We start from the raw sequence: 13,369 nt of genomic DNA, 5'->3' as shown, positions 1-13,369 counted from the left end.
ATGCGGGTTAGAACCCGCATTACCACTTACGACGGCGGCTAGCAGGGGGTCTCGGCGAGCGCGGGCACCGGCGCCGGTTCGGGCCTGCGGGGCCGGCGTAGGCCGACCAGGCCCGCTGACGCGATCACCAGCCCGCCGATGCCGGCCGCGGCGAAGCCCCAGGCCGGGCTCGAGTGGTCGATCGCGAAGCCGACCACCGGGCTGCCCGCCGCGAGGCCGAGCCGGGTGAACCCGTCCATCAGCCCCATCGCCTCGCCGCGCACCCGCGGCGGCGCGAGCCGGCTGACCGTCTCGGTGGTCGCGGCCAGCGTCGGCGCGCAGAGCAGGTTCGTCGGGATCAGCACGAGCGTCAGCAGCCACCACGGCTGTTCGGCGAGCCCCACGGGCACCACCAGCAGCGCGAGCAGCAGCATCAGCACGCCCTGGGGCAGCGACCGCTTCACCGACCCGTGCACGATGCCGCCGGTGATCGACGCGGCGCACATCACCGCGATCACCAGCCCGGTCACGCCGATGTCGCCGTGCGCGCGCAGGGTCGCGAGTGTCGCCAGCTCGGTGCCGACGAGCACGAACAACGCGCCCGCGGCGACCATCAGCGTGCCCACCAGCCTGCCGGTCAGCCAGCTGCGCAGCGGCGGCCGGGCGGTGGCCACCCCCAGGTCGGCGGCGTCGCGGATCGGCGGGTTCACCAGCCAGATCAGGAACGCCGTGCCGCCGAAGAGCACGCCGAGCGCGCTGAGCGTCCACGTCGGTGAGAACGCGGTGATCGCCGCGATCCCGGCCGCGGGGCCGATCATGAAGGTCGCCTCGATCGAGATGGTGTCGAGCGAGTACGCCGCCCGGCGCTCCTCGACCGGGACGAGCGTGGCCAGCACCTGCCGGGCCAGCGAGCCCGCGGGGACCGAGAGCATCCCGGCCGGGACGGCGACCGCGGCGAGCGCTTCGAACGGCAGGTGCGGCGCGAGGATCCAGAACGCCGTGGTGCCGGTGCCGCAGACGGCGACGATCGGGCGCAGCCCGTACTTGTCGAAGGCGCGGCCGAGCAGCGGCGCCCCGAGGGCCATCCCGAGCGTGACGCCGGCGCCGACCAGCCCGGCGGCGCCGTAGCCGCGGCCGAGCCCGGTGACGACGTACAGCGTCAGCAGGACGCCGTTCATGGTCATCGGCAGCCGGGCCAGGAACATCATGGCCATCGTCGAGGGGACGCGGGGGACGGAGAGCACCCGGCGGTAGGGCTGCAGAGGCACGCCTCGATGAGAACCCAAGGTGGTACGCGCGTGCAACTTATTTCTCGGACCTGGCGCCCGGACAACATGACAGCTACTCTCATTTGGTAGTAACTACCAAATGGGGGTCACTATGAATCAGCTGTACCCACGCAGGTGGTGGGCGCTCGGGGCGCTCGCGGTGAGCCTGCTGACCGTCGGCCTGGACCTGACCGTGCTGAACGTCGCCGTGCCGACCCTGGCCGTCGACCTCGGCGCCACGACCACGCAGCTGCAGTGGTTCGGCAACGCCTACACGCTGGCGCTGGCCGCGCTGCTGCTGCCGGCGGGCCTGCTCGGCGACCGGTTCGGGCCGAAGAGGCTGCTGCTCGGTGCGCTCGCGGTGTTCGGGCTGGCGTCGCTGTGGTGTGCCTACGCGGGTTCGCCCGGCGAGCTGATCGCCGCCCGCGTCCTGCTCGGCGTCGGCGCCGCGTTCCTGATCCCGCTGTCGCTCTCGCTGCTGAACATCCTGTTCCCGCCGGAGGAACGGGCGAAGGCGCTGACGACGTGGGTGCTGGCGACGTTCGTCGGCATCCCGCTCGGCCCGCTGCTCGGCGGCTGGCTGCTCGACCACTTCGCCTGGGGCTCGGTGTTCCTGATCAACGTCCCGCTGACGGTTGTCGGCCTGGTCGCGGTGCTGCTGCTGGTGCCGCTCACCCGCGGCTCCGGCCGTGGCGGGATCGACTACCCGGGCATCGCGCTGTCGGCGGCCGGGCTCGTCGCGCTCACCTACGGCTTCGTCCACGCGGGCGAGCACGGCTGGGCCGACCCGGTGACGTACGGGCTGCTCGGGCTCGGCGCCGTCCTGCTCGCGGTGTTCGTCCGGGAGCAGACGCGGGTGGCCGCGCCGCTCGCCGACCTCGCGCTGTTCCGGGAGCCGCGGTTCGTCTGGGGCGCGGTGCTCGCGACCGTCGCGTCGTTCGCGTTGATGGGCCTGCTGTTCGTGCTGCCGCAGCTGTTCCAGGCGGTGCAGGGCGCCGACGCGCTGCAGACCGGGGTGCGGCTGCTGCCGCTGATCGGCGGGATGCTGGTCTCGGCGAAGATCGCCGAGCGGCTGGTCGCCGCGTCCGGCGTCCGCGTGGTCGTCACCGGCGGGTTCGTGCTGCTGGCGGCGGGTCTGGGTTGGGGTGCGACGGCGCCGGCCGCGGCCGGGTACGGCCTGACCCTCGGCTGGGAGAGCGTCATCGGCCTCGGCACCGGGTGCACCCTGCCGCCGCTGATGTCGATGGCGATGGGCGCGCTGACCGAGGGCCGCTCGGGCGCGGGTTCGGCGTTGATCCAGGTGCTGCGCCAGGTCGGCGGCACCATCGGCGTCGCGGTGCTCGGTACGGTCCTCAACGGCGTTTACCGCGACGGCGTCGCCGTCGAGGGGCTGCCCGCGCCGGTGGCCGACGCGGCCCGCGGGAGCGCGTCCGCCGCGGTCGCCGTCGCGGCGAAGCTGCACCTGCCCGCGCTGGCCGATTCCGCGCGGGCGGCGTTCGCCGACGGCATGGCCGCGACGCTGTGGGTCTGCGCCGGGCTCGGCGTGGCCGGTGCGCTGCTGGCGGCGCTGTTCCTGCCCGGCCGCGCGGCCGCCGGGACCGAGCCGCGAGAATCGGAGCATGACGTCGTCGCCGGCTGAGCCCACGGGGTTGCGAGAGCGCAAGAAGGCCAAGACGCGGGCCGCGATCCAGCGGCACGCGTTGCGGCTGTTCCGGGAGCAGGGCTACACGGCCACGACGGTCGACCAGATCGCGGCCGCGGCGGAGATCTCGCCGAGCACCTTCTTCCGGTACTTCCCGACGAAGGAGGCGACGGTCCTCTACGACGCCCTCGACCCGATGATGGTCGAGGCCGCGCTGGCCCAGCCGCCCGAGCTGAGCTTGATCGGCGCGCTGCGGGCGACGTTGCGCGACGTCTACGAGGCGCTGCCGGAGGACGCCTGGCAGGACGAGCGCGAGCGGCAGCTGCTGGTGTTCAACGAGCCGGAGCTGCGCGCCCCGATGCTGGAGCAGTACGGCGCCGGCATCGACCTGCTCGCCGACCTCGCGGCCCGCCGCGCCGGCCGGTCCGCGACCGACTTCGAGGTGCGCAACTGGGCGGGCGCCGTGGTCGGCGTCGTGCTCGCGGCGTTCTACACCGCCGGCGGCGACCCGGACCTGCTCCTGAACTCGCTCGACGAGGCCTTCGCGCACCTGGAGGCGGGCCTCCCGCTCTGAAGCGTTTTCCATTTCGTGCTCCCACCACGGGGAACGCCGTTTTTCGGCGCACCTTGTGGGTGGCGGTGCGAACGCGCGGGCCGCCCTTCTGGAGCAGTTGCGACACGCGGTCCCACGGAGTGATGAAGCCAATTGATCACCAGTTACACCCGGATGAGTGGCCGAACTGTTCCATAGTGGACGGCCGTGACCCGTGGTGGCGAACGGGATCGTCTCGGATGATCTTCAGGGGTATTGGCAAGGTTTCGGCGTTAATCAATTGCGGGCGAGTTCACCGTTTCCGCATCCGGCACGTAAGGGTAGGAAAACGTCACCAACCGGTGAGAGGGTGGCTTATCTCCGATACGGCGGGTATCGCTTTAACCCGTCAGGTCTCCCGAGGCCAGGAGGTAAAAGGTATGAAAGGCAAGTTCGGGCGGTCCATCGCCCTGGTAGCCGCCGGCAGTCTGCTGGCGGTCGCGACGGCGGGTATCGCTTCGGCGAGCCCGGACGGGGGCAAGGGTTCCTCCAGCACCCAGGCCCTCGCCGCGCAGGTGCTGCAGATGCGTGACGACCTGACCAAGGTGGCTTACGCGGGCAACGTCGGCGCGACCCGGTCCGACCTGGGGCAGATGAGCCCGGTGATGTCGGACATCGCCGCCGGGAAGCGCTACACGATCCAGACCGACACCCAGCAGCTCGCCGGGCTGGCCAAGGGCCGCGCGGACGAGTCCGTCCGGCTGCTGACCGACCCGACGGCCAAGGCGCGCCAGCTGCCGCCGTTGCCGCTGCCGATCCCTTCGCTGCCGGACCTGCCGGGACCGCTGAAGATCGTCAGTGACCTGGTGAAGGCGCTGCTGGGCGCGGTAACGGGCATTCTCGGCGGCCTGCTCGGCGGGCTCCCGGTGCCGCCGTTGCCGCTGCCGGTGCCGCCACTGCCCGCGGGCTGAGCCATCGGAGGAACAGGGGGACCCGGAGCCCGGCGGCGGACATTCCTCCGCGCCGGGCTCCGGGTCGTTTCCCGGGGCGCCGATCAGTCCTCAGTGGACGGATCCGGTCCCGCGTCAGTCGTGAATGGACAGACCCTGGCGCAACGCACCCGCCGTCTCGGCGAGGGCTTCGCGGAACCTCGTGCCCACGCCCGTGAAGTTGATGAACCCGTGGATCAGGTCCTCGTGGCGGCGCAACGCCACCTCGACCCCGGCGTCGGCGAGTTTCTTCGCGTACGCCTCACCTTCGTCGCGCAGCGGGTCGAAGCCCGCCGTCACGACCAGGGTCGGCGGGAGGCCGCTCAGGTCGTCCGCGCGCAGCGGGGAGAGGCGCGGGTCGGTCAGGTCACTGCCCTCCGGCACGTAGTGGCCCTCGAACCACTTCATGTGCACGTCGGTCAGGAACAGGTTCTCGGCGAACAGGTCCTGCGAGCGGTAGCGCTGGGCGAAGTCGGTGGCCGGGTAGATCAGCAGCTGGAACGCCGGCGCCGGGCCGCCGCGCTTGACGGCCTGCTGGGCCGTCACCGCGGCGAGGTTGCCGCCCGCGCTGTCGCCGCCGACCGCGATGCGGGCCGGGTCGGCGCCGAGATCGCCCGCCTTGGCGTGCGCGAAGTCGAACGCGGCCAGCGCGTCGTCTGCGGCCGCCGGGAACGGGAACTCCGGGGCCAGCCGGTACTCGATCGACAGCACTCGCACCCCGGCGTGCTTGGCCAGGAAGCGGACGGCGTTGTCGTGGCTGGCGCGGGTGCCGATCACCCAGCCGCCGCCGTGGAAGAACACCAGCAGCGGCGACTTCTCCGGCAGCCCGACCGGCGTGTAGAGCGTCGCCGGGAGATCGCCGTCCGGGGTCGGCACCGAGAGTTCGCGCACCGAGACGGGCTCGATCGACTTGCCGCTCACCAGGTGCCGGCCGACGTCGAGCAGGGCGCGGGAGCTGTCGACCGAGCCCTGGACCAGCTCCGCGCCGGAGAGCTTCTGCAGCCGCAGCAGCAGCTGGGCGTCGAGGGCGAGGTCCTGGCCGTCGAGGCGCACCGGGCGCCCGGCCACCGCCCGCCGGACCGGCTCGGGTAGCCAGAACACGAGCTGGGACGCGGCGGCCTGGACGCGGACCGGGAGCGGGATCGCCATCGTTGCCTCCTGTGCATCGGTGCCGCCCAGATGTTACTTGTCAGTAGGTAGCTGGTCCAGTGGGACACCGGCTGTGACCTGGACCTCCGTCCCAAAGTCTGGTCCTCCACTTAAGTAGAGGGGTTAGCCTGGAAAGCGTGACTTCAGCCAAGACGGTCAATGTGCTCGGGATCGGCGGCTCTCTGCGCGAGGGCTCGCAGTCCGAACGCGCGCTGCAGATCGCGCTCGCCGCCGCGGCGGAAGTCGGCGTCCGGACGCGGCTGCTCTCCGGCCCGGACCTGGTGCTGCCCTTCTACGACGCGGGCGAGCCGGCGCGCGACGAACGCGCGCTGCAGCTCGTCGACGCCGTCCGCCACGCCGACGGGCTGATCGTCGTCTCGCCGGGCTACCACGGCGCGCTGTCCGGCCTGGTCAAGAACGCCTTGGACTACGTCGAGGACCTCCGCGACGACGCCCGCCCCTACCTCGACGGCCGCGCTGTCGGCCTCGCCGCCGTCGCGTACGGCTGGCAGGCCGCGGTCACCACGCTCGAGCAGCTGCGCACGATCACGCACGCGCTGCGCGGCTGGGCCACGCCGCTGGGCGGTTCGATCAACTCGGCCGAGACCAAGTTCGACGACGGCGGTGGCGCGTCCGACGAGAAGAGCACCCGCACGCTGCGGCTGATCGGCCGTCAGGTCGCCGAGTTCGCGGTGTCGCGCCACTCCTGAGCGTTTCGCCCGGCCGGTGCCGGGTAACCGAAGCACGTGATGCCTGCCATGTAGGGGCACTGTTCCGCGGGTGCGGGATGTTGTACCCAGTGAGACGCTCGACGCGGAGCGTTCCCGAAAGAAGGCAGGCGAAGCATGGGTCAGGCGATCTACACCGCGGTGGCGACGGCGCGCGGAGACGGCCGCAACGGCGAGGTCACCTCGTCCGACGGCGTCATCGACGAGTCGTTGGCCATCCCGAAGGAGATGGGTGGCCCGGGCGGGGACAAGACGAACCCCGAACAGCTCTTCGCCGCCGGCTACTCGGCGTGCTTCCACAGCGCGCTGCAGCTGGTCGCGCGTCAGGCCAAGGTGCCGCTGCACGACACGACCGTCACGGCCGAGGTCAGCGTGCTCAAGCAGGACGTCGGGTTCGGTCTCGGCGTCGCGCTGAAGGTGTCGCTGCCGGGTGTCGAGCAGGCCCAAGCCGACCAGCTGGTCGAGCAGGCCCACCAGGTCTGCCCCTACTCCAACGCCACCCGCGGGAACATCGAGGTCGCGCTCTCCGCGACCGTCTGATCCCGCTCCGGATTCCAGGAAAGGATCAAGCATGGCCAAGTCCCCGATCAAGAGCCCGCTGGCCGAGGCCGACAAGGAGATCACCGGCAACGCCCTCCAGGCGACGCTGGTGGACCTGGTCGACCTCTCCCTCATCGCCAAGCAGGCGCACTGGAACGTCGTCGGCGCGAACTTCCGCAGCGCGCACCTGCAGCTCGACGAGCTCGTGACCACCGCGCGCGAGTACGTCGACCAGGTCGCCGAGCGGGCGAACGCCATCGGCGTCTCGCCGAACGGCAAGGCGAAGACCGTCGTCGAGAGCTCCGGCGTGCCCGACTACCCGGACAACTGGCAGTCGGTCGAGTCGACGGTCGGCGCGATCGTCGACATCCTTTCGGCCCTCATCGAGCGGCTGCGCAAGCGCATCGACGAGACCGACAAGAGCGACCTCGTGACGCAGGACCTGCTGATCGAGATCACCCGCGCCCTCGAAGAGGCGCACTGGATGTGGCAGGCCCAGCAGGCCTGACCCCGTCTCGCGAACGGCCGGTTCCTCCGGGAGCCGGCCGTTCGCGCGCTCAGTGGTGGAACGCCGTCGCCTTGGCCGGGTCCTTGGGGCGGCCTCCTTCCTTCTCCAGTTCCGGGACCACCCGGGCCAGGTCGGCCAGCAGCAGGTCCGCCAGGTCGTGCGTGAAGCCGTTGCGGACCACGATCCGGAGCACCGCCAGGTCCGTGCGGTCGGCCGGGAACGTGTACGCCGGTACCAGCCAGCCGCGCTCGCGCAGCCGGCGGGACACGTCGAAGACGTCGAAGTTCACGCCTGGGCGGGTGGTGACGGCGAACACCGGTAGCTGGTCGCCGTGGGTCAGCAGCTCGAACGGGCCCAGGTCGGCGACGCCGGCCGACAAGTGCGTCGCCACATCACGTGAGGCTTGCTGCACCGCGCGGAATCCCTCGCGGCCGAGCCGCACGAACGTGTAGTACTGGGCCGCGACCTCCGCGCCCGGGCGGGAGAAGTTCAGCGCGAACGTCGGCATGTCGCCGCCCAGGTAGTTGACGTTGAACACCAGCTCCGACGGCAGCGCCTCCTTGTTCCGCCAGATCACCCAGCCCACACCCGGGTACACCAGCCCGTACTTGTGGCCGGACGTGTTGATCGACGCGACCCGCGGCAGCCGGAAGTCCCACTCCAGCTCCGGGTCGAGGAACGGCGCGATCATCGCGCCCGACGCGCCGTCGACGTGGACCGGGATGTCCCAGCCCGCGCGCTCCTGCAGCGCGTCGAGTGCCGCCGAGATCTCCGCTACCGGCTCGTAGCTGCCGTCGAACGTCGAGCCGAGGATCGCCACCACGCCGATCGTGTTCTCGTCGCAGCGCGCCACCGCCTCCTCGGCGGAGAGGTGGTACCGGTCGCCCTCCATCGGCACCAGCCGCGGCTCGACCTCCCAGTACTCGCAGAACTTCTCCCAGCACACCTGGACGTTCACGCCCATCACCAGGTTCGGCTTCCCGGTGCGGCCCAGCTTGGACCAGCGCCGCTTCAACGCCATCCCGGCGAGCATGCAGGCCTCGGACGACCCGGTCGTCGAGCAGCCCATGATGTCGGTGAGGTCGGGCGCGTGCCACAGGTCGGCGAGGATGTTCACGCAGCGCCGCTCCAGCTCGGCGGTCTGCGGGTACTCGTCCTTGTCGATCATGTTCTTGTCGACGCACTCGGCCATCAGCTCACGCGCTTGCGGCTCCATCCACGTCGTGACGAACGTGGCGAGGTTCAGCCGCGCGTTGCCGTCGAGCATCAGCTCGTCGCGCACGAGCTGCAGCGCCGTGTCCGGTGGCACGGGCGCGTCGAGCAGCTTGTCGTGCGGCATCACGAAGCCCGCCGCGAGCGCCGGGTTCGCTCCGGCGTACATCGGATTCGTGCCGCCGACGCGGTCCGGGCGGTCGGTTTTTCCCTGGTGCAGAACCATGAAACCGACGGTAGCGCCATCCGCCGACAGCCGCGTGCGCGAACGGTCGGTCCCGGTCCGAAAGAGACCGCAACCGACCTTTCGCGGCAAAAGTCAGTCTCGCCACGGCCCCGGAACCCCCGTGATCAGAGCCGGAACCCGCGTGTCTGAACCCGGAACTCGCGTGATTGGGCCCGGAAATCGCGTGATTGGGGCCGGAACTCGCGAGTTCCGGCCCCAATCACGTGGGAGACGGGTCGGATCACGCGGGAGACGGGTCCAGACACATGGGTTACGGCCCCAGTCACGTGGGAGACGGGCTCGAGCCCGTGGGTTGCGGGTCAGTGCCAGGACTTGGCTCGGGCGTACTGGTTCGGCCAGCGAACCTCGCCGCCGAGGACGTTCGCCGCGCGTAGCGGCCAGTGCGGGTCGCGCAGCAGGGCTCGGGCCAGGAACACCGCGTCCGCCGAGCCCGAGGCCACGATCTCCTCCGCCTGCTCCGGGTCCGTGATCATGCCCACCGCGCCCGTCGGCAGGCCCGTTTCGGTGCGGATCCGGGCGGCGAACGGGACCTGGTAGCCCGGGCCGACCGGGATGTCCGGGTTCGGGGTGTTGCCGCCCGAGGACGCGTCGACCAGGTCGACGCCGCGCTCGGCCAGCAGCTTCGTGAGACGCACCGAGTCCTCGATCGTCCAGCCGCCCTCGGTCCAGTCCGACGACGACAAGCGCGCGAACAGCGGCACCGACGAACCCACCTCGGCGCGCACCGCGTCGGTGATCTCCAGCGCCAGCCGGGTGCGGCCCTCGAAGTCGCCGCCGTAGCGGTCCGTGCGCGAGTTGGACAGCGGCGACAGGAACTGGTGCACCAGGTAGCCGTGCGCGAAGTGCAGCTCCAGCAGGTCGAACCCGGCGTCGAGCGCGTGGCGGGCGCCGGCCGCGAACGTCGCCGGCAGGGCGCTCACCTCGTCCGTCGAAAGCGGCCGCGCCGGGTCGTAGGTGCCGAACGCCTGGGCGTCGGCGCCGACGCTCTGCCAGCCGCCGTCCGAAGCGGCGACGCTGCCCGAGCCGTCCCACGGGCGCTTCGTCGATCCCTTGCGGCCCGCGTGGGCCAGCTGCATGCCGATCGACGTGCCCTGGGCGTGCACGAAGCCGACGACCCGGCGCCACGCGTCGGCGTGCGCCTCGCTCCAGATGCCGGTGTCCTGCGGGCTGATCCGGCCCTCGGGGGTGACGGCCGTCGCCTCGGTCAGCACCAGGCCGGCGCCGCCGGTGGCGAACTGGCCCAGGTGGACGAGGTGCCAGTCGCCTGGCAGGCCGTCGGTCGCGGAGTACTGGCACATCGGGGACACCCACGCGCGGTTCGGCAGCGTCAGGCCGCGGACGGTGATCGGGCTGAAGAGTCGGCTCACATCCCGATCAACGACACGTGCTCGCGGTCTCTTCCCGTCGCCGACCCGGGTACCGGCGAGTAGCGTCACACACATGGGTGTCGCTGCTGACGAACGCCAGGCGTTGAGCTCGCTCTTCGAGGACCTCGGGCCCGACGCGCCGACTTTGTGCGAAGGCTGGACGACGCGGGATCTCGCCGCGCACCTCGTCGTGCGCGAGCATCGGATCGACGCCGCGCCGGGCATCGCGGTGCCCGCGCTCGCCGGGTACACGAAGAAGGTCCAGGACCGCTACGCCGCGAAGCCGTGGGCGAGCCTCGTCGACCAGGTGCGCCAGGGGCCGTCGAAGTTCTGGCCCACCTCGATCGGCCCGCTCGACGAGCTGACCAACGGCGCCGAGTTCCTCGTCCACCACGAGGACGTCCGCCGCGCGCAGCCGGACTGGAAGCCGCGCCCGGCCGACCCCGCCCGGGACGCCACCGCGTGGCGCTCGGCGAAGGGCGCCGCGAAGCTCAACCTCCGCAAGTCGCCGGTCGGCGTCACCTTCCGGACCGCCGACGGCCGCGAGGCCGCGGTCAAGACCGGGCCCGACCCCGTGACGGTGGTCGGGGACCCGGTCGACCTGCTGCTGTTCGTGTTCGGCCGGGACGCCGTGAACCTGGACTTCCAGGGCGACCCGGCCGCGGTCACGAAGCTCCAGTCGGTGAAGCGGGGACTCTGAGCGCCCGGTTCACCCACCGCCCCACCGGCAACGCGACGACGATCGCGGCCAGCACCAGGTGCACGGCCATGAACGCCACCGCGGCGGGCACGCTCGGCGGCCCGCCGAGGAACACGATCATGTGCGACGCCCACTTCAGCTCGGTCGGCTTCGTGCCCGCCGCCCAGACGTCGTTGAGCGCCCAGAACGTCAGGTCGTTGACACCCGAGATGACCACCAGGATCGACGCGACGCCGGCCTTGAGCACGTTCGCCGTCCGGCCGCCGCCGAGGCGGTAGGCGAGCAGCGCGAACAGCACGATGAACGTCGTCACGAACAGCTCGAACTGGTAGACGGGCTGGAACGCGTCGTCGTCCGTGGCCGCGTCGCGGGCGAACGCCTGGACCCGCATCACCAGTTCGGTGTCCAAATAGGACATGTAGACGAACACGGCGAACACGATCAGCGCCGGGCCCAGCTTCGTGCGCGGGAACAGCGCGACCGTGAGCACCGCGAACAGGAACGGGCACAGCTTGAACGCCCAGTCGCCGACGTTGTCCAGCGTCTGGTCCGGCGGCAGGATCACCATGATCAGCAGCGTCGTGACCACGGCCGGGACGGCGGCCACCAGCCACAGCCACCGCCGCCGCCGGTACAACGCGCCGACCCACCCCTGATCGGGGGTGACCGGGGCGGGTGCGGAGATCGTCATTCGGTGTCTTCCTCCAGCCGCGGCTTCTCGACCCAGAACGGGCCGAGGGCCAGCGCGTCGACGTCGGTCTTCAGGTAGCAGGCGATGGCGTCGGCCGGGCTCGCCACGATCGGCTCGTTGTTGTCGTTGAACGACGTGTTGACGACCATCGGCACGCCGGTCAGCTTCTCGAACTCGCTGATCAGCCGGTAGTACAGCGGATTGTCCGCCTCGCTGACCGTCTGCACCCGCGCGGTCCCGTCGACGTGCGTGATCGCCGGCACCTCGGCGCGCTTGTCGGGCAGGACGTCGAACACCAGCAGCATCACCGGTGACGGGTAGTCGCTGACGAAGTACTCGCCCGCGCGCTCGGCCAGGCACGACGGCGCGAACGGCCGGAACGCCTCGCGGTGCTTGACCTTCTCGTTCATCCGGGTCTTCGACTCCGGGTCGCGCGGGTCGGCGACGAGCGAGCGGTTGCCCAGCGCTCGCGGCCCGCACTCCATCCGGCCCTGCACCCAGCCGACGATCCGGCCGTCGGCGATCTTCGCGGCGGTGTGCGCGGCGATGTCGTCGACGTGGGTGTACTCGACGCCGGCGTCCTGCAGCGCCACCTCCATCTCGGCCTCGGTGTAGTCCGGGCCGGTGTAGGTGTAGCCCTCGCGCGGGCGCGGCTTGCCGTACTTGCCGACCGAGACCTCCAGCGCCGCGCCGAGCGCGCAGCCGTCGTCGGCCGCCGCGGGCTGGGCGAAGAAGTCCTCGAACGGCGTCTCCAGCAGGATCCGGCCGTTCATGACGCTGTTCAGCGCGACGCCGCCGGCGACGCACAGCCGCTTCGAGCCGGTCTCGCGCTGGAGCCACCGGGCCAGGTGCAGGCCCGCTTCCTCCAGCGTCACCTGCAGCGCGTACGCGATGTCGCAGTAGTGCTGGGGAACGGGGTTCGCGGTCGTGACGCGGGTTTTCGGCCGCGCCGGGCCGAAGGTGCGGGAGAACTTCTCGGCCATCACGTGCTTGCCGGTGCGGTGGTGGGCGAACCAGCTCAGGTCCAGCTCGAAGCCGCCGTCGTCGTCGAGGTGGATGAGCTGCTTGAACGCGTCGACGTAGGTGTCCTCGCCCAGCGGCGCGAGGCCCATGATCTTGCCCTCGTCGCGGGTCGGGTAGAAGCCGAGGTAGCCGGTGACGCCGGCGTACATCGCGCCGAGCGAGTGCGGGAACTTGATGCGCCGCAGGTCGACGATCTTGTTGCCGCGGCCGTGCGCGAGGTAGGTCGCGGTGCCGTCGCTGCCGATGCCGTCGAAGGTGAGCACGGCCGACTCGTCCCACGGCGAGATGAAGTAGCCGCTGGCCGCGTGCGCGCGGTGGTGGTCGACGAGGTGCGTCTTGAACTTCGTCGGGCCGGTCCACCCGGTGGCGTCCTTGACGTCCTGCTCCAGCGTGTAGGACCGCTTGATGTGGGCCAGGACCGCGCCGCCGACGTGGTAGTCGTCGTGGCCCGAACCGCCGCCGGTCTTGAAGGTGTCGACCATGCCCGACGAGCGGCCGCCTTCGTCACCGTTGGGGTTGCGGAAGACGTCCAGCGTGCCGGGGAAGTAGCGCGCGAACACCTTGGCCGCGTGGATGCCTTCCTTCCAGCGCTGCCAGTAGTAGGCGACGTGGTCGACGTCGGCCAGCGTGATCCCGGCGCGCTCCAGGCAGAACTTGATGGCCTCGGCGGGGAAACCGCCGTCGTGCTTCTTGCGGGTGAAGCGTTCCTCCTCGGCGAAGGCGATGATCTCGCCGTCGCGCACGAGTGCCGCCGCCGAGTCGTGGACCCTGCTGATGCCCAGTACGTACATGAT

13 protein-coding genes are annotated in these 13,369 nt (G+C 71.1%); 7 read left to right on the top strand and 6 right to left on the bottom strand.

Annotated features, from left to right (window positions below; all coding sequences use genetic code 11):
- Nucleotides 1-38: 38 nt before the first annotated feature.
- Nucleotides 39-1,184, bottom strand: a complete 1,146-nt coding sequence (locus OHS58_RS34540) for an MFS transporter (RefSeq protein WP_328649905.1) — start codon at nucleotides 1,182-1,184, stop codon at nucleotides 39-41.
- Between the two features lie 175 nt (nucleotides 1,185-1,359).
- Between OHS58_RS34540 and OHS58_RS34535 the strand changes: the two genes are divergently transcribed.
- The 3 genes from OHS58_RS34535 to OHS58_RS34525 all read left to right on the top strand — a co-directional run bounded on the left by OHS58_RS34535 (nucleotide 1,360) and on the right by OHS58_RS34525 (nucleotide 4,392).
- Nucleotides 1,360-2,886 carry a DHA2 family efflux MFS transporter permease subunit gene (locus OHS58_RS34535; RefSeq protein WP_328645266.1) on the top strand — a complete coding sequence of 509 codons (1,527 nt, stop codon included), beginning with the start codon at nucleotides 1,360-1,362 and terminating at the stop codon, nucleotides 2,884-2,886.
- A complete protein-coding gene (locus OHS58_RS34530; protein WP_247058911.1) occupies nucleotides 2,867-3,463 on the top strand; it encodes an acyl-CoA-like ligand-binding transcription factor in 597 nt (198 codons plus the stop codon). Before OHS58_RS34535 ends, OHS58_RS34530 begins: the two co-directional genes overlap by 20 nt.
- Before the next feature lie 398 nt (nucleotides 3,464-3,861).
- A complete protein-coding gene (locus OHS58_RS34525; RefSeq protein ID WP_247058910.1) occupies nucleotides 3,862-4,392 on the top strand; it encodes a hypothetical protein in 531 nt (176 codons plus the stop codon).
- A gap of 114 nt (nucleotides 4,393-4,506) precedes the next feature.
- Here OHS58_RS34525 and OHS58_RS34520 read toward each other — a convergent pair whose 3' ends face one another.
- Nucleotides 4,507-5,559 carry an alpha/beta hydrolase gene (locus OHS58_RS34520; RefSeq protein ID WP_328645265.1) on the bottom strand — a complete coding sequence of 351 codons (1,053 nt, stop codon included), beginning with the start codon at nucleotides 5,557-5,559 and terminating at the stop codon, nucleotides 4,507-4,509.
- A gap of 137 nt (nucleotides 5,560-5,696) precedes the next feature.
- Here OHS58_RS34520 and OHS58_RS34515 point away from each other — a divergent pair, with 137 nt between their 5' ends.
- The 3 genes from OHS58_RS34515 to OHS58_RS34505 all read left to right on the top strand — a co-directional run bounded on the left by OHS58_RS34515 (nucleotide 5,697) and on the right by OHS58_RS34505 (nucleotide 7,335).
- Nucleotides 5,697-6,269, top strand: coding sequence for an NADPH-dependent FMN reductase (locus OHS58_RS34515; RefSeq protein WP_328645264.1), 573 nt, complete (start codon nucleotides 5,697-5,699; stop codon nucleotides 6,267-6,269).
- Nucleotides 6,270-6,404: 135 nt separating this feature from the next.
- Complete coding sequence (locus OHS58_RS34510) at nucleotides 6,405-6,827, top strand: organic hydroperoxide resistance protein (RefSeq protein WP_326956753.1); 423 nt, start codon at nucleotides 6,405-6,407, stop codon at nucleotides 6,825-6,827.
- 31 nt (nucleotides 6,828-6,858) lie between these two features.
- Complete coding sequence (locus OHS58_RS34505; protein WP_326945017.1) at nucleotides 6,859-7,335, top strand: Dps family protein; 477 nt, start codon at nucleotides 6,859-6,861, stop codon at nucleotides 7,333-7,335.
- A 49-nt stretch (nucleotides 7,336-7,384) separates the two neighbouring features.
- Here the strand turns inward: OHS58_RS34505 and OHS58_RS34500 are convergent, their stop codons facing one another.
- Both OHS58_RS34500 and OHS58_RS34495 read right to left on the bottom strand, forming a co-directional pair.
- Entirely contained in the window at nucleotides 7,385-8,773 is a 1,389-nt protein-coding gene (locus OHS58_RS34500; RefSeq protein ID WP_326956755.1) for a glutamate decarboxylase, read from the bottom strand.
- 320 nt (nucleotides 8,774-9,093) lie between these two features.
- Nucleotides 9,094-10,161 carry an NADH:flavin oxidoreductase/NADH oxidase gene (locus OHS58_RS34495; protein ID WP_328645263.1) on the bottom strand — a complete coding sequence of 356 codons (1,068 nt, stop codon included), beginning with the start codon at nucleotides 10,159-10,161 and terminating at the stop codon, nucleotides 9,094-9,096.
- Nucleotides 10,162-10,234: 73 nt separating this feature from the next.
- Between OHS58_RS34495 and OHS58_RS34490 the strand changes: the two genes are divergently transcribed.
- Nucleotides 10,235-10,861 carry a TIGR03085 family metal-binding protein gene (locus OHS58_RS34490; protein WP_328645262.1) on the top strand — a complete coding sequence of 209 codons (627 nt, stop codon included), beginning with the start codon at nucleotides 10,235-10,237 and terminating at the stop codon, nucleotides 10,859-10,861.
- On the opposite strand, the gene OHS58_RS34485 is transcribed toward OHS58_RS34490, so the two are convergent.
- Both OHS58_RS34485 and OHS58_RS34480 read right to left on the bottom strand, forming a co-directional pair.
- Complete coding sequence (locus tag OHS58_RS34485) at nucleotides 10,827-11,552, bottom strand: hypothetical protein (protein ID WP_326956758.1); 726 nt, start codon at nucleotides 11,550-11,552, stop codon at nucleotides 10,827-10,829. The genes OHS58_RS34490 and OHS58_RS34485 overlap by 35 nt on opposite strands.
- On the bottom strand, nucleotides 11,549-13,366 hold the full coding sequence (locus tag OHS58_RS34480; RefSeq protein ID WP_328645261.1) for a carbamoyltransferase family protein: 1,818 nt from the start codon (nucleotides 13,364-13,366) through the stop codon (nucleotides 11,549-11,551). Before OHS58_RS34480 ends, OHS58_RS34485 begins: the two co-directional genes overlap by 4 nt.
- Nucleotides 13,367-13,369: the final 3 nt, after the last annotated feature.

Origin of the sequence: Amycolatopsis sp. NBC_00348 (assembly GCF_036114655.1) — a bacterium.
Lineage (GTDB): Bacteria > Actinomycetota > Actinomycetes > Mycobacteriales > Pseudonocardiaceae > Amycolatopsis.
The sequence above is the reverse complement of the archived record's forward strand: the minus strand, read 5'-3'. Positions and strand labels throughout refer to the sequence as shown.